Source organism: Streptomyces sp. NBC_00775, from assembly GCF_036347135.1.
Lineage (GTDB): Bacteria > Actinomycetota > Actinomycetes > Streptomycetales > Streptomycetaceae > Streptomyces > Streptomyces lutosisoli.
Map to the genome: position 1 here is coordinate 1603395 of NZ_CP108938.1, position 20148 is coordinate 1623542.

The 20148-nt window shown below is 71.3% G+C and carries 15 protein-coding genes; 11 read left to right on the forward strand and 4 right to left on the reverse strand.

The genetic code is table 11. The features are described 5' to 3' along the window. Positions 1–8: 8 nt before the first annotated feature. Complete coding sequence (locus OIC96_RS07335) at positions 9–443, reverse strand: MarR family winged helix-turn-helix transcriptional regulator (protein ID WP_330308675.1); 435 nt, start codon at positions 441–443, stop codon at positions 9–11. 92 nt (positions 444–535) lie between these two features. On the opposite strand from OIC96_RS07335, the gene OIC96_RS07340 reads away from it, so the two are divergent. The 5 genes from OIC96_RS07340 to OIC96_RS07360 all read left to right on the forward strand — a co-directional run bounded on the left by OIC96_RS07340 (position 536) and on the right by OIC96_RS07360 (position 5962). After that, a complete protein-coding gene (locus tag OIC96_RS07340) occupies positions 536–1453 on the forward strand; it encodes a quinone oxidoreductase family protein (RefSeq protein WP_330308674.1) in 918 nt (305 codons plus the stop codon). Between the two features lie 167 nt (positions 1454–1620). Next, positions 1621–1893 carry a hypothetical protein gene (locus OIC96_RS07345; RefSeq protein ID WP_330308673.1) on the forward strand — a complete coding sequence of 91 codons (273 nt, stop codon included), beginning with the start codon at positions 1621–1623 and terminating at the stop codon, positions 1891–1893. Next, positions 1890–2645 (forward strand): collagen-like protein, encoded by a 756-nt coding sequence (locus OIC96_RS07350; RefSeq protein ID WP_330308672.1) that lies wholly within the window; start codon positions 1890–1892, stop codon positions 2643–2645. Before OIC96_RS07345 ends, OIC96_RS07350 begins: the two co-directional genes overlap by 4 nt. A 124-nt stretch (positions 2646–2769) precedes the next feature. Then, the gene (locus OIC96_RS07355) at positions 2770–4713 is read left to right on the forward strand and encodes a sialidase family protein (RefSeq protein ID WP_330308671.1); all 1944 of its coding nucleotides are present in this window, start codon (positions 2770–2772) and stop codon (positions 4711–4713) included. Positions 4714–4723: 10 nt separating this feature from the next. Further along, entirely contained in the window at positions 4724–5962 is a 1239-nt protein-coding gene (locus OIC96_RS07360; RefSeq protein WP_330308670.1) for a DUF4185 domain-containing protein, read from the forward strand. On the opposite strand, the gene OIC96_RS07365 is transcribed toward OIC96_RS07360, so the two are convergent. Continuing rightward, positions 5895–6953 carry a bile acid:sodium symporter family protein gene (locus tag OIC96_RS07365; RefSeq protein ID WP_330308669.1) on the reverse strand — a complete coding sequence of 353 codons (1059 nt, stop codon included), beginning with the start codon at positions 6951–6953 and terminating at the stop codon, positions 5895–5897. The genes OIC96_RS07360 and OIC96_RS07365 overlap by 68 nt on opposite strands. A 136-nt stretch (positions 6954–7089) precedes the next feature. Here OIC96_RS07365 and OIC96_RS07370 point away from each other — a divergent pair, with 136 nt between their 5' ends. Beyond that, complete coding sequence (locus OIC96_RS07370) at positions 7090–7962, forward strand: LysR substrate-binding domain-containing protein (protein WP_330308668.1); 873 nt, start codon at positions 7090–7092, stop codon at positions 7960–7962. Positions 7963–8083: 121 nt separating this feature from the next. On the opposite strand, the gene OIC96_RS07375 is transcribed toward OIC96_RS07370, so the two are convergent. Next, a complete protein-coding gene (locus OIC96_RS07375; protein ID WP_330308667.1) occupies positions 8084–9064 on the reverse strand; it encodes an Lrp/AsnC family transcriptional regulator in 981 nt (326 codons plus the stop codon). A 112-nt stretch (positions 9065–9176) separates the two neighbouring features. Here OIC96_RS07375 and OIC96_RS07380 point away from each other — a divergent pair, with 112 nt between their 5' ends. The 5 genes from OIC96_RS07380 to OIC96_RS07400 all read left to right on the forward strand — a co-directional run bounded on the left by OIC96_RS07380 (position 9177) and on the right by OIC96_RS07400 (position 18112). After that, positions 9177–10664: an MFS transporter gene (locus OIC96_RS07380; RefSeq protein ID WP_330308666.1), complete on the forward strand. Its 1488-nt coding sequence runs from the start codon at positions 9177–9179 to the stop codon at positions 10662–10664. 675 nt (positions 10665–11339) lie between these two features. Then, complete coding sequence (locus OIC96_RS07385; RefSeq protein WP_330308665.1) at positions 11340–13166, forward strand: AMP-dependent synthetase/ligase; 1827 nt, start codon at positions 11340–11342, stop codon at positions 13164–13166. 110 nt (positions 13167–13276) lie between these two features. Next, positions 13277–14533: an ABC transporter substrate-binding protein gene (locus tag OIC96_RS07390; protein ID WP_330308664.1), complete on the forward strand. Its 1257-nt coding sequence runs from the start codon at positions 13277–13279 to the stop codon at positions 14531–14533. Positions 14534–14555: 22 nt separating this feature from the next. Beyond that, positions 14556–17333, forward strand: a complete 2778-nt coding sequence (locus OIC96_RS07395; RefSeq protein ID WP_330308663.1) for an ABC transporter permease subunit — start codon at positions 14556–14558, stop codon at positions 17331–17333. Continuing rightward, the gene (locus tag OIC96_RS07400; RefSeq protein ID WP_330308662.1) at positions 17330–18112 is read left to right on the forward strand and encodes an ABC transporter ATP-binding protein; all 783 of its coding nucleotides are present in this window, start codon (positions 17330–17332) and stop codon (positions 18110–18112) included. The genes OIC96_RS07395 and OIC96_RS07400 overlap by 4 nt, the downstream gene beginning before the upstream one ends. 3 nt (positions 18113–18115) lie before the next feature. On the opposite strand, the gene OIC96_RS07405 is transcribed toward OIC96_RS07400, so the two are convergent. Then, a complete protein-coding gene (locus OIC96_RS07405) occupies positions 18116–20146 on the reverse strand; it encodes a PQQ-dependent sugar dehydrogenase (RefSeq protein WP_330308661.1) in 2031 nt (676 codons plus the stop codon). Positions 20147–20148 lie beyond the last annotated feature (2 nt).

The following is a 20148-nucleotide window of genomic DNA, read 5'->3' on the forward strand; positions in this document are numbered from 1 at the left end:
AGCTCGCGTCAGCCGTCCGTACCGGAAATCCGGATCAACAAGCCCATGAACTGCTCACGTTCGGCGGCCGAGAGCGGGGCCAACAGGACGTCGTTCGCCTCACGGCCCGCCCTCTCGCAGCGCTTGAGCTTCCGGGCACCCTCCTCGGTGATCGACACCGCGTTCTTGCGGCGGTCCCCCGGGTCCGGTTCGCGGACGACCAGACCCGCGGCCTGAAGGTCGTTGAGGACGCCGACGAGATCCTTCGGGTCGAGCTGAATGCAGCGGCCCAGCTCGGCCTGGGCGACGGGACCGAGGTCGGAGACGGCGGAGAGGGCCACGTGGTGCCACATCTTCATGCCCTCGGCGGCCAGGGCCTCGGCGACAAGGGCGCGACCGCGGGCGGCGGCGCGGCCGAGGAGCCAGCTGGGGAGAGCGCGGATCGCGGACAGGGGGGCGGACATGCCGCCAGGGTAGCGAATAACCGTTGGACTTCCCAACGAATCTCCGGATACCGTTGGGACTCCCAACGGTTTTCGACACCCCTGGAGGTGCGATGCGTCGCGTCCGCTATGAGCACACCGGCGGCCCGCTGTTCCTGGAAGACGTCCCCGTGCCCACCGCCGGGCCCGGCGAACTGCTGGTCCGCGCCGAGGCGATCGGCGTGACCCTCCCCGTCGTACGCAAGGTGACCGAGGCGGCCGAGCCGATCCCGCTCGGCGGCGAGATCGCCGGGGAGGTCGTCGCCGCGGGCGAGGGCGTCACCCGCTTCCGGGCGGGCGACCGTGTCACCGGGCTCTGCTTCGGGCACGGGTACGCCGACTACGCGCTCCTGCACGAGGCCATGGCCACGCCCATCCCCGGGAGCGCGAGCGCCGTCGACGCCGTCGCCCTCGTCCGCAGCGGGCTGGTCGCGCTCGGCGCCCTGGAAGCGGCGCGCCCCGTCCGCGGTGAGTCGGCGCTCGTCACGGCGGCGGCCTGCGGGGTAGGCCACCTCGCCGTCCAACTCGCCCGGCTGCGGGGCGCGTCGCGTGTCGTCGGCGCGGTGTCCGCCCCCGGGAAGGCGGAGTTCGTACGCGGACTCGGCGCCGACGAGGTGATCACGTACGACAGTGACGACTGGGGCACCCCCGTCGACTACGTCCTCGACGCGGTCGGCGGCGACCTGCTCACCCCGGCCGTCGCCGCGCTGACGCCGGGCGGGAGGCTTGTCGCGTACAGCTCGGGCGGCGGGAGTGTGCGGGCGTACGACCTGCTGGTGGGCGCCAAGTCGGTGATCGGATTCCAGATGGCGCGGATCGCCCGCGGGGAGCCGGAGCTGTACGAGCGGTGGCGGCAGGAGCTGTGGCGGCTGTTCACGGACGGTGCGCTGAAGCCCGCCGTGCACGGGGAGTTCGCGCTGGAGGACGCCGCGAAGGCGCACGACGCGATCGAGTCGCGGGGCAACCTCGGCAAGGTGGTACTGAGCCCCTGACCAGGCAAGGCAGGAGCGGGTGATACGTCAGCCCCGGACATCCCGTCACCACCCGTCCGGTGTACGAGGCGTAGGGCACACAACCCCGCGGCGCCGGGCTCGTTACTCCTGGTGAGTTCCATCGGGCCACGTCCGCGCGGCCCGTCGTCCAGGTAGGAGGCAGTTACTTGGATGCCGGCACCACCCTGCTCGGCTCGTTATTGGCCTGCGCGGGCGTGCTGGGCGCGGCCGTCGTGGCGTACTTGGGAAAGCGGGGCGAGAACGCCCTGAACGGTTTCTCCAGTCTCACCGACAAGCTGCAGTCCGAGCGCGACCGCCTTGAACGCCAGGTCGCGGAACGCGACTCGCGTATCACCGAGTTGTCCTCGCTGCACGCGGCGGACCAGTCGGAGATCGCCCGGCTGCGCCTCGACATCCACCGTCTAGGAGGTGCACCGTGAACGGGTTCCAGCGGCTGTTCGCCCTGCGCTGGCGCAGCGTCTTCCTCGTCTGCGTGCTGATCGCCCTCTCCGGCGTCGCGGTGATCCTGTGGGCGCGCATCGACGCCGGAGACCGCAAGGCGGAGCAACTGCGCTCGGAGGCGGACCGGCGCGGCAAGGCGCTGTACACGCTGGCGCAGGACGTACGCGCGCTGCGCGCACAGGTGCGGGCCGGCGGCGGCACCCCCGCGGCCCCGGACCCCTCCGAGGCAGTGGACAACCTCGTCGACCGGGTGCGCGTGCCCGCCGGAGCGGCGGGAGAACCCGGGGCCAAGGGCGAGCGAGGCGCGGGCGGCAGGACGGGTGCCATCGGGGAGCGCGGACCGCGCGGTGTACCCGGTCCCGTCGGCCCCAGCGGCCCCACCGGTGTCTCCGGTTCGCCCGGTCCCTCGGGAGCACCGGGCACGGACGGCCTTCCCGGCCCGGTGGGACCGCCCGGAGCGCAGGGCATCCAGGGTGCGCCGGGCCCGCAGGGGGTGCCGGGATCATCGGGCACCTCGGGCACGAAGGGTGACAAGGGCGACCCCGGCCCCCCCGGCCCCCGGGGTGACCCCGGACCCGCCTGCCCGGACGGCTACACGCTCCAGGTGCCGGCGAACGACCCGGACGCCCTGGTGTGCCGCAAGGGCGGCGCGGGCGCGGCGCCCACTCCCCAGACCGCGGCCGTACTTCCGGTGCTGCCACCCCTGCGACGCCGACGGAATCTGGCGTGAACATGACCGGTGCACGCTCCTTGTGGGGCACCTGAGAGCCCAAGTAGCGTCTGTGACGCGAACGTTGGACGTGGGATGTCCAGAGTATCCGGATTGCCCAGACGCATGAAGGGCAGGTCGCACCATGCCGTCAAGTCTCCGCGCACGCCTGAGATCCACTCTCCACGCGCGTCTGAGATCCGCTCTCCGCGCATGCCTCAGGTCGACACACCGAGTACGCCTCAGAGCCGTCCTCACCGCCGCTCTCACCACCGCCACACTGCTCGCGCTGCCCAGCCCGGCAGGGGCCGAACAGGCGTCTGCGACAGGTGAGTTCGAGCAGCAGGTGCTCTTCAAGGCCTCGCAGGATCCGGGCTACGCCTGCTTCCGCATCCCCGCCGTCGTGAAGACGACCGAGGGCACACTGCTGGCGTTCGCCGAGGGCCGCGTCCTCAACTGCGGTGACGCGGCCGACATCGACATCGTGGTCAAGCGCTCCACCGACGGCGGGCGCACCTGGGGCCCTCTCCAGGTCGTCAACGACGGCGGCGGCGACACGCACGGCAACCCCGCACCCATCGTGGACCGCGAGACAGGCCGCATCCTGCTGGCGGAGACCTACAACAAGGGCCGTACGGACAGCGCGAGTTGTTCCGTCCCCTGTAACCGCACCCCGCACCTTCAGTACAGCGACGACGACGGACTGACCTGGTCGCAGCCGCGTGACCTGAGCGACGAGATCCTCCCGGCGAACTGGAACTCCTGGTACGCCACCGGACCCGTGCACGGCATCCAGCTGACCCGGGGCAAACACGCGGGACGGCTCGTCTTCGGCGTCAACACCGAGACGTGGGACGGCAGTCGGGTCACGGCGAACAACGCCGCGCTGATCACCAGTGACGACGGCGGCGACCACTGGGGCATCGGCGCGACCGACTCGTGGCCCATCGCCGACGACGGCACCTTCCGGCAGAAGCCGTCCGAGATGACGCTCGCGGAACGCGCCGACGGATCCGTCCTCGTCAGCGGGCGGGAACAGGACGGCACCGACCTCGGCCATCGCACCCAGGCCGTCAGCCGCGACGGCGGCGACAGCTTCACGGGCCCGTTCCGCGACCTCCCGGACCTCTACGCACCCCAGGTCCAGGGCTCGTCGCTGCGCCTCGGCGACCGGATACTGCTGGCCTGCCCCGGTGACCCGGACCGCCGCCGGACCATGATGATCCGCTCCTCGTACGACGGTGGACGGACCTGGGAGAGCGTGGACCGCGGCACGGTCGTCACCACGGACTGGTCCGGCTACTCGGACATGGCCCGCGTCGACGGCGACACGGTGGGCCTGCTCTACGAGGGCGGCGCGGTCGACGCGCGCGACGAGATCCGCTTCGCCCGCTTCACCGAGGACTGGCTGACGCCACGCCGTGGCCCCGATCCGACCACGGCCGACCTCGCCCCGGGCACCCGACGGGCCGTGGTCCTCGGCGGCGCCCAGGAGACGGACGGCGTGTCCGGCGGCGCGCTCGCGTTCGACGGCACCGACGACGCCGTACGACTGCCGTATCAGGACCGGCTCCCGCTCGGGACGAAGGACTTCACGGCGTCGCTGTGGTTCCGCTATACCGCCACCACCGGTGAGCAGCCGCTGCTGTGGATGGGCGGGATCGGGACGACGCAGCCGCAGGTGTGGCTGCGCGGCGAGCCCGCGTCCAACAGGATCACCGGGCTGATCACCACCAGGAACGGCGCGGCGGCGCCCACGTCGGCGTCCGTGCGGACCTCGGGCGCGTACAACGACGGCCAGTGGCATCATCTGGCGCTGCGGAGGGGCGGCGGGCAGCTGACGCTGTTCGTCGACGGGACGACGGTCAGTGCGGCCGACGTACCCGGATCGGTCAGCCGGAACTCGCCGTTCGGGGTGCACATCGGCCAACGGCTCGACAGCCGGGCGTATTTCACTGGAGCAATCGATGAAGTACGGGTCTATGACCGGGCGTTGAGCGACGAGGAGTTGTCCGCGGCGCCCTCCCGGAGTGTGACCCGGGACACCGTCCTGTGGCTCCCCATGGACCATGTGGGCGGAGGCCACTAACGTCCCGTCCGTGCCCGACGACGCACGAGCACGACGGCAGAACCAGACCGGGCTCGGCATCCTGCTGGCCCTGGTCTGCGCGGCCGTGCTGCTCACCGCCCTTCCGGACCACGACCGGGAGGGCGGCGACGCGTGCACGGCCCGTACGCCCAGGTCCTGGTCCGCCGACGCGAGGCTCACCGGCGAGTTCGCCCGGTACGGGGACGACGCCTCCCGCACCGACGACTGGACCGGCGGCGACGGCACCCACTCGGTGCGGCTGCCGGACGGGCGGGTGCTGTGGCTGTTCTCGGACACCTATCTCGGCCTGGTGCACGGGCCGCCGAACCCGGTCGGCGAGTCGTACGCCTGGCGTGACGTGAGCGCGCCCCTGGTGCGCAACTCGGCTGTCGTGATGTCCCGCGAGGGCGGTCTTGAGTCCACGCTTCCCGCGCCCGTGTTCCCGGACCCGGGGCCGCAGCAGTGGCGCTGGCCGGTCGCGGCCCGCGTCGAGCCCCGCTCCCCCGGCTCGTCGGAGAAGGTCGTACGCGTCCTGTTGTGGACCCGCACGGCGGGCCAGGCCCCCTGGATCTACGGCGTGCCCACCGCCACCGAGGTCGCCACGCTCTCCCTGCCCGACCTGCGCCTCGAAGGCATCAGCACGGTCCTCGACCAGCGGCTTGTCGCGGACACCTCCCGGCGCGTGCTGTTCGGCACCTCGATGGTCGACGCGGGCGAGTGGACGTACGTCTTCGGCGGTGACGACGGTCAGGCCGCCTCGCGTCCCGTCTCGAAAGCGTACGTCGCGCGGGTGCCGCGCGGCAGGCTCGCCGAGCCGGGGGCCTGGGAGTACTGGGACGGCTCGGGGTGGGCGGTGCGGGCGCGTCCGGCGCCGGTGCTCGGGGACGGGCAGCGTACGGGTGTGGGCAGCGCGTTCACGGTGGTGCGCGACGGCGGCACCTACGTCCTGTTCACCATGGCCGCCGGCACCGCGGGGCTGACGACCATCACGTCGTACTGGGCGTGCTCGCCGACCGGGCCCTGGCACGGGCCCACCCGCGGCTTCAGCCCGTCGCTCCCGCAGGGCGACGTGGCGGCGTACAACCCGCAGGTCCACGCGGAGCTGAGCGACGGGGACCGGCTCGTGCTCAGCTACGACGTCAACTGGCTGGACGCGACGGGTGCCTCGGCGCAGACGAACCTCAGCCGGAACGTGTCCCTGTACCGACCGAGATTCGTGACTCTGCGGCTGGGGGGACCGGGGTCGTAGCCGCTTCGGCGGCCTCGGCCGCCTCGGGGTCGTGGGCGCGGCGCTTGGCGATGACCGCGCACACCATGAGCTGCATCTGGTGGAAGAGCATCAGCGGGAGCACGGCGAGCGAGGCGTGCGCGCCGAACAGCACGCTGGCCATGGGGAGTCCGGAGGCGAGGGACTTCTTCGACCCGGCGAACTGGATCGCGATCCGGTCCTCCCGGTGGAAGTTCAGGGCCTTCGAGCCGTACCAGGTGAGCGCGAGCATCACGGCCAGCAGCACGGCCTCGACGACCAGGAGTCCGGCCAGCCTGACAGGGCTGACCTGGTGCCAGATGCCCTGCACCATGCCCTCGCTGAACGCGGTGTAGACGACGAGCAGGATCGAGCCGCGGTCGACGTATCCGAGGACCTTCTTGTGGCGGGTGATGAACCCGCCGATCCAGGGGCGCAGCACCTGCCCGGCCATGAACGGCACCAGCAGCTGGAGCACGATCTTGACGAGTGAGTCGGCGGAGAAACCGCCGCCGCTGTTGCCGAGCAGGGCCGCCGCGAGCAGCGGGGTGATGACGATGCCCGCGAGGGAGGAGAAGGAGCCCGCGCAGATCGCGGCGGGCACGTTGCCGCGCGCTATCGACGTGAACGCGATCGACGACTGGATGGTCGACGGGACGAGCGTCAGGAAGAGGAGGCCGGTGTAGAGGTTGTGCGTGAGGAACACCGGCTCAAGGCCGCGCGCGGCCAGGCCGAGCAGCGGGAAGATGACGAAGGTGCAGGCCAGGACCGTGCCGTGGAGCCGCCAGTGCTTGAGCCCCTCCATCGCCTCACGGGTGGAGAGCCGGGCCCCGTAGAGGAAGAAGAGGAAGGCGATCGCGGCCGTGGAGGCGCCGGACGCCACGTCGGCGCCCGTACCCCGCGCCGGGAGGAGGGCCGCGAGGCCCACTGTCCCGAGCAACAGCAGGATGTACGGGTCGATCGGCATCCAACTCGGCCACTGCAGGCGTTTCACGGTGCTCCACTGCTCGCTTGTCGAAGGTGATCGTTCTGGGGCGGGTCGTGCCCTCTCCATCGTCCTCTTAGGAGCCGCGATCGGGAATCCGTCTCACCGCTCTGACTGTCATCACGATGCGCGATAACCTGGATCCATGTACGACCCTTCGCAGCTGCGTACGTTCCTGGCGGTGGCCCAGACCCTGAGCTTCACCCAGGCCGCCCGCCGGCTCGGACTGCGTCAGTCCACCGTCAGCCAGCATGTGCGCCGCCTTGAGGACGCCTGCGGACGCCAGCTCTTCGCCCGGGACACGCACTCCGTGGAGCTGACGGAGGACGGCGAGGCGATGCTCGGCTTCGCGCGCCGGATCCTGGAGGTGCAGGAGCAGGCGACGGCGTTCTTCACGGGGACGCGGCTGCGCGGCCGGCTGCGCTTCGGCGCGTCCGAGGACTTCGTTCTGACCCGGCTGCCGGAAATCTTGGAGGGCTTCCGGTACGACCATCCCGAGGTGGACCTGGAGCTGACGGTCGAGCTGTCCGGCACGCTCCACGAGCAGCTCGCGGCGGGAAAGCTCGACCTGGTGCTGGCCAAGCGGCGGCCCGAGGACCCGCGCGGGGAGCTGGTCTGGCACGACAGCCTGGTGTGGATCGGCGCGGAACGGCTGCGTCTGGACCCCGACCGCCCGGTCCCCCTGATCGTCTACCCGCCCCCGGGCATCACCCGCGCCCTCGCCCTCGAAGCCCTGGAGCGCCAGGGCCGGCCGTGGCGCATCGCCTGCACCAGCGGCAGCCTCAACGGCCTCATCGCCGCCGCCCGCGCGGGCCTGGGCGTCATGGCCCACTCACGGGGATTCGTCCCGCCGGGGCTGGTCCAGGTGCCGGAGCGGGCGGGGCTGCCGGAACTCGGCGAGGTCGACTTCGTCCTGGTGCACGGACGGCGGCGTACGTCCGCGCAGGAGGCGGCGGACGCACTGGCGGCGGCGATCCTCGGGGCCGGGGACCGGCTGCATCGTGGACAACGGGGCTAAGCGCTCCGCTGGAGATCCGGTGCGTCGTCTGCAGGCCCGTCGTGGCTGGTCGCGCAGTTCCCCGCGCCCCTTCAGGGCGCTGGCGTACCGCATCGGACTTCGCCGGACCCGCTTAGCTCGGCTAGCGCGGCGCCTTCGTGTAGGTGAGTTGCTTGACCCGGCGCAGGAACGGTGTCGTCTCGACGTACTGGACGCCTTCGAGGCTGCCGAGGCGGCCGCTCAGGTAGGCGTAGAGGCCGGCCGTGTCGCGGGCGACGGCGGTCACGACGATGTTGGAGGGGCCCGCCGTCGCGGAGGCGAAGGCGATCTCGTCGTGGGTGGCCAGGGCCTCGCCGACGGAGTGCAGGGCGGCGGGCGCGGCCGTGATCCACAGACAGGCGGCGAGGGCGTAACCGAGGATCTCGGACTGGTACTCGACGTCGATGTACAGGGCGCCGGAGGCGATCAGCCCGGCCAGCCGGCGTTTGACGGCGGACTCGGAGCGGCCGGTGGCGCGTTGCAGCTCGGGGTAGGTGGCGCGCCCGTCGCGTTCGAGGGCGGCGACCAGCGGCTCGTCCTCGGGGTCGATCCGGGCGGGGCCGGTCGCCGGGGGCAACTCGGGGCGCAGCGCGTCGATCTGATCGTCCGTCAGCGTGGCGAATTTGCCGAGCCAGCCGTTGGGTCCGCCGTAGAAGCGGTACAGCAGTTGGTGGGCGCGGATCTCCATGATGCTCGGGGTGCGCGGGAGCTTGCCGAGCAGCAGGTCGTCGTGGTCACCGGGGCTGCGGGGGCGCGTCATGCAGACCACCTCGGTACCGCCCGAAGCGAGCCCGATCCAGGCGGTGTCGGGGCGCTTGGCCAGCGCCTCCGCGATGGCCTCGGCGCTGTCGGGCGCGCAGCGCAGCCGCAGCATCCAGTGGTCCTGGCCGAGCCGTTGGGCGTCGCGGACGGCGACGACGCGAAGCCCGCCCTCGGCGCACAGCCTGCGGAAGCGCCGCGCGATCGTCTGGTCGGAGACCCCGAGCACCTCCGCGATCCGGCTGAAGGACGCCCGGCCGTTCGCCTCCAGCGCGGCCAGCAGCTGGAGATCCAGCTTGTCGAAGGTGTGGGATTCCATCTCCATAGCGCCTGCCCTTGTCGGATTCCGTCGATCGGATGCCGGCAGCCACCGCGATCATCCGGTGCGACCTCATCGTACGGAGGCATACGCATCCGTGACACAAGGAGTTGAGGACATGCGTACATGGGGGCCGCTCACGGCGGTGTGCCTGGGGACGTTCATGCTGTTGCTGGACGTGACGATCGCCGTCGTCGCGTTGCCGGACATGGCACGGGCGCTGCACGCGTCGCTGAGTGATCTGCAGTGGGTGATCGACGGGTACGCGCTCGCGCTCGCCGCACTGCTGCTGGGCATCGGGGCGGCGGCCGACATCCTCGGCAGGCGCCGGGTGCATGTGGCGGGCGTCGTGCTGTTCGCGGTGGCGTCGCTGCTGTGCGGGCTCGCGTCGGGGCCCGGGATGCTGGTGGCCGCGCGGGGGCTGCAAGGTGTGGGCGCGGCGGCGATGTTCGCGACGACGCTGCCTCTGCTGGGCTCGGTCTACCAGGGACGCCAGCGGTCGGCGGCGCTCGGGGTGTGGGGCGCGGTGAGCGGCGGTGCGGCGGCCGTCGGACCCGTGCTCGGCGGGCTGCTCACCGAAGGACCCGGCTGGCGGTGGATCTTCTTCGTGAACCTGCCGGTGAGCGTGGCGTCGGTGTGGCTGACGCTGAGGGTGGTGCCGGAGTCGCGCGGTCCGCGCGGGATGCGCGTCGACTGGGCGGGCACGGCGGCGTTCGCCTGCTTCGCGGGGGCGACGACGTATGGAGTGGTGAAGGCCGGGGCGGAGGGCTGGGGTTCGACGGTGCCGGCGGTGTCCTTCGCCGTGGCGGCGCTCGCGCTCGCCGCCTTCGTCGCCGTCGAGCGTCGGGCGGCGTATCCGCTGCTGGACCTGTCGCTGCTGCGCAAGCCGGCGTTCATCGGTGTGATGACGGGCGCGCTGGCCTTCAACGGGGTGGCGTTCGGAGTGCTGCCGTACGTCTCGATCTGGATGCAGACGGTGCTGGGCATGAGTCCGGTGCGCGGCGGCCTCACCCTGCTGCCGCTGACCGGCGCGTCGGTGGTGGTCGCGATCCTCGCCGGGAAGCTGCTGCACGGGGTTCCGGCGCGGCTGACGATAGGCGGCGGGCTGCTGCTGATCGGCTCGGGCGCCCTGTGCCAGGCCGTACTGGACGCGGGCGCGAGCTGGACGGTGCTGGTGCCGGGCCTGGTGCTGGTGGGGATCGGCACCGGGTTCGTCTCCCCCGCGATCGCGGGCGCCGCGCTCGCCGCGGTACCGCCGGAGCGGGCGGGCATGGCGGGCGGCGCGGTCAACACGGTCCGCCAGCTCGGGTACGCGCTCGGGGTGGCCGTCTTCGGCACGGTCCTGACCTCCCGTATGCAGGACACGCTGTCGCACGACGCGGCCCACACCCTGGCGGGCGGCGGCGCGGGCGCGCTGCGCGGAAACCTCTCCGAACACGCCCTGCGGGCCGCGTTCGCGTCGGGGCTGAACACGGCGACGCTGGCCGCGGGCGTGACGGGGATGATCGCCGGTGCGCTGGTGCTGACGCTGGTACGGACACCGCGGCCGGCGACGCCGAGCCCGGCGGCCGAGCCGGTCAAGGAGGCGGCCGGGCCCCGGAGTTGAGCACCGGGCCAGGGGCGGCGGTGTCGCGGAACCGGCCCTCGGGCCGGGGACCGCGGTGCACCTGAAGCTGCGCTTCCGTCCCTGGCCCGCCGTCCGGTGGGTCCAGCAAGCCGGGGTCGGCAGAAGGGGGTCGCCGACGCCAAGACCGAGACGCACAGCACGAACAAGACCACGTCGGCGACGCCCGCGACGGCCCGGTCCGCGCGTCGAAGACGACCCGCAGTGCCTCGTCGCTCTGGAGACAGGCCACCAGGCCCCGCCGGAAGAGGTCGTTCTCGTCCACCACCGCGACCCTGATGACCTCGCGGCGTCCACCCCCGGGCACCTCGTGCGCCGCGCCCACGCGACCACCCCCGCGTCGGGCCGCCCGATTCACGTCAATTATTCGTACGCCGTCTGCCCACTCCCGGGCCAGCCCCAGTGGTAAATGTACGTTCCATGTACCGGCGCCACGCGCGCTTCGCGGCGTAACCGCGTCGTACAGATTCCGTGGAGATTACGGGCCCGAAACTTACGGAACCGTAAGAGATTCTGTCCGGCCCTTCCCCTTGTGCGGGCATTTCCTCGACTGACCAGTGCGGATGGCGTGAGCCTCCCCACTCCGACCCCCCTCCCGCCCGGCGGCCCGGTGGGGTAGCTTTCACGGCGCTGTGCGGAGCGCCACAAGGAGCGGGATTGCGCGAGTTCACCAACCCTCCGTTGGCGTCGGCGCCGCCGGTGGGCGGCTTGGCCGACGTCGTCTTCGACCATGCCCAGGAGGACCCGCTGCGCATCGCCCTCGGCCGCAAGGACGAACAGGACCAGTGGCGCGACGTGACGTCCGCCGAGTTCCGCGACGAGGTGCTCGCACTCGCCAAGGGTCTGCTCGCCCAGGGGATCCGGTTCGGGGACCGGGTCGCGATCATGTGCCGTACGCGCTACGAGTGGACACTCTTCGACTTCGCGCTGTGGACGATCGGCGCCCAGGTCGTCCCCGTGTACCCGACCTCCTCCGCCGAACAGGTCTTCTGGATGCTGCACGACGCCCAGGTGTCGGCGGTGATGGTGGAGCACGAGGACCACGCGATGACGATCGCCACGGTCGTCGAGCGGCTGCCGCAGCTGCACAAGCTGTGGCAGCTCGACGTGGGCGCCGTCCAGGAGCTGTACGAGGCGGGCGCGCACATCGACGACGAGGTGGTCCACCGGCACCGGCGCGCGGTCACGCCCGAGTCGACCGCGACGATCATCTACACCTCCGGCACCACCGGGCGCCCCAAGGGCTGTGTCATCTCGCACGCCAACTTCATGTTCGAGGCGGACACCGTCATCGCCCGCTGGGAGCCCGTCTTCCACTCCAAGCGGGGCGACGAGGCGGCCACGCTGCTGTTCCTGCCGCTCGCCCACGTCTTCGGGCGGATGGTGCAGGTCGCGGCGATCCGCGGGAAGGTCAAGTTCGGGCACCAGCCGCAGCTGAACGCGGCCGCCCTGCTGCCGGACCTGGCCGCCTTCCAGCCGACGTTCTTCCTGGCGGTGCCGTACATCTTCGAGAAGGTCTTCAACGCGGCCCGCCGCAAGGCCGAGAAGGAGGGCAGGTCGGGCCCCTTCGAGAAGGCCGTCGAGGTCGCCGTGCGCTACGCGGACGCGGTCGAGGAGAAGGCCTGGGGCATCGGGCCCGGCCCCTCGGCGAGCCTGCGCATGCAGCACCAGCTCTTCGACAAGCTCGTCTACTCCAAGGTGCGCGCCGCGATGGGCGGCCGGGTCAAGCACGCGATGTCGGGCGGCTCGGCGATGGACCGGCGGCTCGGGCTGTTCTTCGCGGGCGCGGGCGTCTTCATCTACGAGGGGTACGGGCTCACCGAGTCCACGGCGGCCGCGACCGCCAATCCGCCCGAGCGCACCCGGTTCGGCTCCGTCGGCCAGGCGATCCCGGGCACCACGGTGCACATCGCGGACGACGGGGAGATCTGGCTGCGCGGCGAGAACGTCTTCCAGGGGTACCTCAACAACCAGAAGGCGACCGACGCGACCCTGCACGACGGCTGGCTCGCCACGGGCGACCTGGGCTCCCTCGACGAAGACGGTTATCTCACCATCACCGGGCGCAAGAAGGAGATCCTGGTGACCTCCGGCGGCAAGAGCGTCTCGCCGGGGATCCTGGAGGAGCGGGTGCGCGACCATCCGCTGGTCGCCCAGTGCATCGTGGTCGGCAACGACCGGCCGTACATCGCGGCGCTCGTCACCCTCGACTCCGAGGCCGTCGAGCACTGGCTCCAGATGCGCGGCAAGCCGCAGCTGTCCCCCGTCGATCTGGTGCGTGACACCGATCTGGAGACCGAGGTGCGGCGGGCGGTGGTGGCCGCGAACACGCTGGTCTCGCAGGCCGAGTCGATCCGTACGTTCCGGATACTGGCCCACCAGTTCACCGAGGAACACGGGCTGCTGACGCCTTCGCTGAAGCTGAAGCGGAAGGCGATCGAGAAGGCGTACTCGGCGGAGGTCGAGGCGCTGTACCGGGCGTGAGCCGTATCCGGCGGCTCATCTGACGACTCATCACTTACCGATGCGTCAGATATTGACGGGTCGTCAGATTCAACCGAGACTTTCGGTCACCCGACTGAGGGGGGACCGACGTGTCGCGCCCGATTCGCACCATGACCGCCGCCGTGGCCGCGCTGCTGCTCGCCACCACCGCCTGCAACTCGGCTTCCGGCGGCGGCAGTTCGGACAAGGCGGGAAGCTCCGTACGCGGGGTGACCGACGACTCCATCAAGGTCGGCGGGATCGTCTCGATGACGACCGCCACCGGGTACTCGAAAAAGGACACCGACCTCGGCGCGAAGGCCCGCTTCGACCGGGCGAACGCGGAGGGTGGGGTCAACGGCCGCAAGATCGACTACCTCGGCGCCGAGGACGACGGCCAGGATCCGGCCAAGAACCTCGCGGCGGCACGCAAACTCGTTCAGCAGGACAAGGTGTTCGCGATCGCGCCGATGAGTTCGACGACCTTCTCGGGCTCGGACTTCCTCCAGCAGCAGAAGGTGCCGACCTTCGGCTGGGGCACCCTGCCCTCCTTCTGCGGGCCCACCTACATCTACGGCTTCGGCGGGTGCATGGTGCCGATGCCCGGCGGCACCATCTCGCAGACCTGGCCGGAAGGGCTCAAGCAGGTGACGGGCGGCTCGCAGGGAAGGTCCGTGGCGATCCTGGCCAACGACAGCGACGCCGGCACCTTCGCCATCCGCACCTACAAGCAGAGCTTCGCCTCGGCGGGCTACACGGTGACGTTCGCGAAGTCCTCCGTCCCCGCGGGCACCGTACCGAGCGACTGGTCGGCGTACACGAAGGAGATCCTGCGCAGCAACGGCGGCAAGGCCCCCGACGCCGTGGTCTCCGTGATGCAGACCCCGTACAACATCGGCCTGTTCACCGCGCTCAAGCGCGCCGGGTACGACGGTGTGCTCACCGATCCCACCGACTACGACCCCTCGCTGCTCGCCAAGAGCGCGACGAAGCAGGCGCTCGACGGGGTGCACATCCTGCTGTCGTTCCAGCCGTTCGAGCAGGACAGCGCGGCGATGCGGCAGTTCAAGGAGGACATCAAGAAGGCGGCCGGGAAGGATGTCCCGCTCAATATGCACATGATGACCGGGTACATGTCCGCCGACCTCTTCCTCGCCATCGCCGAGAAGGCGGGCAAGGACCTGACGGTGGCGTCCTTCCAGAAGGCGGCGGGAGCGTTCTCCGACACGGGCACGATGGTCGGCGACCGCGCCGAGCCCAAGGGGCAGAAGCAGTCGTTCGGCTGCGGGGCGCTCGTCCAGCTCAAGGGCGGAAAGTACGTCGTGTCGGCGCCCTTCACGTGCTACCCGCCCATTCCCTTCAAGTAGCCGTACAGGGAAGGGGGTTGGGATGTCGGACCTGCTGGGGTTCGTGCTGAGCGGACTGGTGTCGGGCGCGCTGTACGCCCTGCTGGCGACCGGGCTCGTGCTGTCGTACTCGGCCTCGGGACTGTTCAACTTCGCGCACGGCGCCACCGCTTACCTGTGCGCGCTCGCCTTCTACGAGCTGCACTCGGGCCTCGGCTGGCCCGCCGTGCCGACGGCCGTGCTGCTGGTGTGCGTGATGGCGCCCGCGCTGGGCTGGGGCCTGGACCGGCTGATGTTCCGCAAACTGGCGCGGGTCGGCGAGACGGCCCAGATCGTCGCCACCATAGGGTTGTTGGTGGCGCTGCCCGCGCTGGGGCTGTGGATCGTGGAGCTCCTTGAGGACGCGGGGGTGTCCGTCAAACCCGCCGAGAACCAGTTCGGGCTTCCGGGGGTCGGGCCGAGCCCCGCGAAGTCGTGGCAGCTGATGGACGGAGTCGGCGTCGACTCCGACCAGTTGATCACGTGGGTCGCGACCGCCGTGGTCGCCGTCGGTCTGTGGATCCTGATGCGGCACACCCCGCTGGGCCTCAGACTCCGGGCCTCGGTGGACAATCGCTCCCTCGTGGAGCTGCGCGGGATGAGCGCGGACCGGCTGTCGTCGATCGCGTGGATGCTGTCATCGGCGCTCGCCGGTCTCGCGGGCGTCCTCGCCACCCCTCTTCTCGGCCTGTCCGCCCATGACTTCACCCTCTTCCTCTTCGTCTCGGCGACGGCCGCGGTCCTCGGCCGCTTCGCCTCCGTACCGCTCGCCTTCGCGGGCGGCCTCGGGCTCGGGGTGCTGCAGAACCTGGTCGCCGGGTACGCGACGTTCGCCGAGCGGATCACCGGTTTCCGTACGGCCGTTCCGTTCCTGATCCTCTTCGCCGGGCTGCTGGTGCTGACCCGACGGCAGCGGACGGCGGGCACGGCGGCCACGGACGCGCCGCCGGTGGACTATCTGGCGGGACGGTCGTGGGTACGGCGCTGGGGCCCCTGGTCGGCGGCCGGGCTGCTGCTCGCCCTCGCGTTCTACACGGTCACGACCCCCTTCTGGAGCGGCCTCCTCGCCCAAGGGCTCGCCCTCTCCCTGGTGTTCGTCTCGTTCACCGTGGTGACGGGGCTCGGCGCGATGGTGTCCCTGGCGCAGGCCACGTTCGTGACGGGCGCGGCGCTGGTGGCCGGACTGCTGATGAGCCATGGCTGGCCGTTCGTGGCGGCCGCCGCGGTGGGGACGTGCGCGGCGGCGGTGCTGGGCGCCCTGGTGGCGCTTCCCGCGCTGCGGATCGGCGGGCGCTCACTGGCCCTGGCGACCCTCGCGCTGGCCTTCCTCGCGGACCAAGTCCTGTTCCAGATGGGCTGGTTGAGGAACGGGGACACCGGCTGGGCGATCCCTCGTCCGGTCTTCGGACCGGTGGACCTGAGCGACGACCGCGCGATGGGCGTGGCGATGATCGTGCTCGTCGCGCTGGCCGTGGCGGCGCTCAGCGCGCTGCGCGACTCGCCGTCCGGGCGCGCGATGCTCGCGGTCCGCTCGGCTCCGGCGGCGGCGATGGCGTCCGGCGTGTCGGTGATCCGCACCCAGCTCATGCTGTTCACGCTGTCGGCCGGGCTCGCGGGCTTCGGCGGCGTGATGTACGCGTCGTACAGCACCCGCATCACCGCGACCGACTTCACCGCGATGACGGGGCTGATCTGGCTCGCGGTCGTGGTGGCGGCCGGGGTGCGCCGCCCCCAGTTCGCGGTGGTCGCGGGGCTCGTCTACGCCGTCGTACCGCATCTGCTGTCGGACTACGTCACCGAGTCCGTCCATCTGCCGGTGCTCCTGTTCGGCCTGGCGGGGCTGGCGCTGGCCAATGACCCGGACGGGTACGCGGCGGCCGTGTCCACCCGGCTGCACCGCAGGCGCGCGACGACCACACCCCGTACGCCCTCCGAGGCGCCTTCGGCGTCGTCCCCCGAAGTGGCCCTCGAACTCCGCGCCGTGCACGCCGGATACGACGGCGCCCCCGTGCTCCACGGCGTCGACCTCGCCGTCCGCCCCGGCGAGATCCTCGCCCTCCTCGGCCCGAACGGCGCCGGAAAGTCCACCGCGTGCCGTGTCGCCGCCGGGCTGCTGACCCCGCTCACCGGCCAGGTGTACGTCGCCGGGCGCGACGCCACGCGCGAGCGGGCCGTCGGGCGGTCCCGGGCGGGGATCGTCCTGGCGCCCGAAGGACGCGGGATCTTCCCGTCCCTCACCATCGAGGAGAACCTCGCCCTGCATCTGCGCGCCAAGGACGAACGCGACGCCGTGTACGCCCGCTTTCCCGGCCTCGCGGCACGCCGTGGCGTCCTCGCCGGCTCGCTGTCCGGTGGCGAGCAGCAGATGCTCGCGCTCGCGCCGCTCCTCCAGCGCCCGCCGAAGGTACTGATCGCGGACGAGCCCTCCCTCGGCCTCGCCCCGCGCGTGGTCGAGGAGGTGTTCCGGCTGCTGACCGAACTGAAGCGGGCGGGCACCGCACTGCTGCTGGTCGAGGAGAAGGCCACCGAGGTCCTCGGGATCGCCTCCAGGGTCGCGTATCTCACCCAGGGGCGGGTGACGTGGTGCGGCCCGCGCGAGGAGGTGGAGGCGGACCGGCTGGCGGAGGCCTACCTGGGGATCGCGGCCGGGAGCGCATCAGGAGCGCCCGAAGGCTCCGGCGGTCCCGGAGGTCCCGGAGGTCCTGGACAACCAGGCCGCCCCGGCCCACAGGCCCGCCCCGGACAACAAGGCCGCTGGCCCGGAGGGATGGTGCGGCCATGACGGACGCTCCGGTGCTCGAAGCCGTCGGCATCGGCGTCCGCTTCGGCGGCGTCCGCGCCCTCGACGGAGTGGACCTCGCCCTGCGCCCCGGCGAGGTGTGCGGCCTCATCGGACCCAACGGCGCCGGAAAGACCACCCTCTTCGACGCCCTGTCGGGCATCCGCCGCCCCGACGACGGCCGCGTCCTCCTCGACGGCACGGACATCACCCGCCGCTCCCCCGTCTGGCGCGCCCGCCACGGCATGCGCCGCACCTTCCAGCGGCAACAGCTGTTCGGCCAGCTCACGGTGGCCGACAACCTGGTCGTCGCCCAGGAGTGGCGCGGAGGCGGCGGCGGCCTCGCGGCGGATCTGCTGGCGGCGCCGACCCGGCGTACGTATGAGAGGAGCCGTCGGGAGCGTGCGGCGGCCGTGCTGCGCGCGTGCGGGCTGGGCGACATCGGTACCTCGTACGCCGGGGCGCTCCCGGTGGGCCGGGCCCGCATGGTGGAGCTGGCGCGTGCGGTCGCGGATCCGCCGAGGGTGTTGTTGCTGGACGAACCCGCGAGTGGCATGACAGACAGTGAGAGTGGTCATCTGCTGTCTGTCATCCGTCATCTGACAGTCGAGGAACGGTGTGCCGTCCTCCTCGTCGAGCACAACGTCGCCTTCGTCATGGAACTCTGCACCCGCGTCGTCGTCCTCGACCTCGGCCACGTCCTCGCCGAGGGCACGCCGGCCGAGGTACGCGCCGACCCGAAGGTCACCGACGCGTACCTCGGCACCGCGCCCACTCGGTGACCGCTAGTCGATGCTCACCTTGAAGATCTTGTCCGAGCCGTCCGCCGCACCTCCGTTGTTGTCGCAGTTGGTGGTCGAGAGCCAGAGCTGGTCGGCGCCCGGGACCTTGGTGACCGTGCGCAGCCGGCCGTAGGTCCCGACGTAGTACGCGGTCGCCGTGCCGACGTTCTCCGTGTCGCCGTTGATGGGGATGCGCCACAGCCGTTCGCCGCGCAGGGACGCCATGTAGATGACGTTGCGCACGATGGCGATGCCACTGGGCGAGGCCTCGGAGACGTTCCAGGTCTTCTTGGGGTTGGTCATCCCGGCGACACTGCACGTGCCCTCGCAGGTCGGCCAGCCGTAGTTGGCGCCCGGCTTGATGAGGTTCAGCTCGTCCTTGGAGCTGTCGCCGAACTCGGCCTCCCACAGGCGCCCGTTGCGGTCGAAGGCGAGGCCCTGCGGGTTGCGGTGGCCGTAGCTGTAGACGTAGTTGCCGAACGGGTTGCCGGGAGCCGCCTTGCCGTCCGTCGTCATGCGCAGGATCTTGCCGTTGAGGGAGTTCTTGTCCTGCGCGAGGTCGGGCGTCTGGGCCTCGCCGGTGGAGACGTACAGATAGCCGTCGGGGCCGAAGGCGAGCCGTCCGCCGTTGTGGTAGCGGTTCTTCTTGATGCCCTGGAGGAGGACCGTGTAGCCGGTCAGCGAGCTGCCGTTGTACGTCATGCGGACGACGCGGTTGCCCTCGGACGCCGTGTGCATGAAGTAGACGTAGTGGTCGGTCTCCCACTTCGGGTCGACGGCCACGCCGAGCAGACCGCCCTCACCGTTCGTCGTCACCGCGTTCGGCACGGTCCCGACCTGCGTCTTCGTGCCGTCCTTCGTGACCTTCCAGACGCGGAAGTCGTCCCGCTCGGTGACGAGCGCGCTCTGCCCGTCGGGCATCCAGTACGTGCCCCACGGGATGGTCCAGCCGCTGGAGACCGTCCCGATCGACGACGGGACTCCGCCGTCCGTCGCGCACGCCTGTGTCGTGAAGGTGACCGTGTTGCTCTGCGGGGAGACATTGCCCGCCGCGTCGCGCGCCACCACGTTCAGCGTGTATGGGCTGTTGCAGGCGAGCCCGGTGAGCGTGGTCGACGTACCGCTCTCCACACTCTTGTAGACCGTCGTGCCGCTGCGCACGTCGTACCCGGCCACCGCCTTGTCGTCCGTCGAGGCGCCCCAGCCGAGGTCGACGCTGTTGGCGGTCACGTTCGAGGAAGTGAGGGTGCCCGGCTTGGTCGGCGGTGTGGTGTCGGAGCTCGGTGGGGTCGTGCAGTCGACGACCGGGCTGGCCTGCGAGGCGTTGCCGGCCGCGTCCCGGGCGATGACGGTCAGGTTGTAGGTGGTGCGGGGGCTCAGCCCCGTGAGGGTCTTGGACGTCGCGTCGCCCGGCGCCTCGCTGAGCTTGTTGCCGTGTTCGTAGATGTCGTACGCCGTCACGCCGACGTTGTCCGTCGAGGCGCCCCAGCTGAGGGTCAGCCTGTCCTCCGACACCGCTGAGCAACTCGGCTGGCCCGGGCGGCTCGGTGCCTGGGTGTCGGCCGCCGCGCCGATGCCGATCCGGTCGAGGTTGGGGCCGCCGTTGGCGGTGGTGGCGGTCGCGCGGATCTTGTTGGAGCCCGCGTTCAGGGGGACGTCGACGCTTTTGGTCGCCCACGTGTCCCAGTTGGTGGTGGCCGGGAAGGAGACGCCGGTGGCGACGACCGTCCCGTTGACGGAGATGTTCATCGGCCGGTCGGTGGTCGTGCCGTTGGCGTACCGCAGGGCCAGCGACGAGGTGCCGGCCGAGGCCGCGCTCACCGTGAACTCCACGTACGAGCCGGTGGTGTTGGTGTAGTCGACGAAGCCGGTGCCCGTGTAGCCGGTGTGGTTGGAGGCCACCGTGCCCTGCGAGATCGTGGCGTCCTCGGCCTGGTAGTCGGTGGCCGCCCGGGCCGTCGCGCCGGTCAGCCCGACGAGCGGCACGGCCAGGGCCAGGGAAAGGCACCAGGGAAGTGCTCTGTTGAGTTTCATGG

Coding starts and splice junctions, on each gene's coding strand:
- OIC96_RS07335 (WP_330308675.1), bottom strand. CDS start 443: ATGTCCGCCCCCCTGTCCGCGATCCGCGCTCTCCCCAGCTGGCTCCTC.
- OIC96_RS07340 (WP_330308674.1), top strand. CDS start 536: ATGCGTCGCGTCCGCTATGAGCACACCGGCGGCCCGCTGTTCCTGGAA.
- OIC96_RS07355 (WP_330308671.1), top strand. CDS start 2,770: ATGCCGTCAAGTCTCCGCGCACGCCTGAGATCCACTCTCCACGCGCGT.
- OIC96_RS07370 (WP_330308668.1), top strand. CDS start 7,090: ATGTACGACCCTTCGCAGCTGCGTACGTTCCTGGCGGTGGCCCAGACC.
- OIC96_RS07375 (WP_330308667.1), bottom strand. CDS start 9,064: ATGGAGATGGAATCCCACACCTTCGACAAGCTGGATCTCCAGCTGCTG.
- OIC96_RS07380 (WP_330308666.1), top strand. CDS start 9,177: ATGCGTACATGGGGGCCGCTCACGGCGGTGTGCCTGGGGACGTTCATG.
- OIC96_RS07395 (WP_330308663.1), top strand. CDS start 14,556: ATGTCGGACCTGCTGGGGTTCGTGCTGAGCGGACTGGTGTCGGGCGCG.
- OIC96_RS07400 (WP_330308662.1), top strand. CDS start 17,330: ATGACGGACGCTCCGGTGCTCGAAGCCGTCGGCATCGGCGTCCGCTTC.
- OIC96_RS07405 (WP_330308661.1), bottom strand. CDS start 20,146: ATGAAACTCAACAGAGCACTTCCCTGGTGCCTTTCCCTGGCCCTGGCC.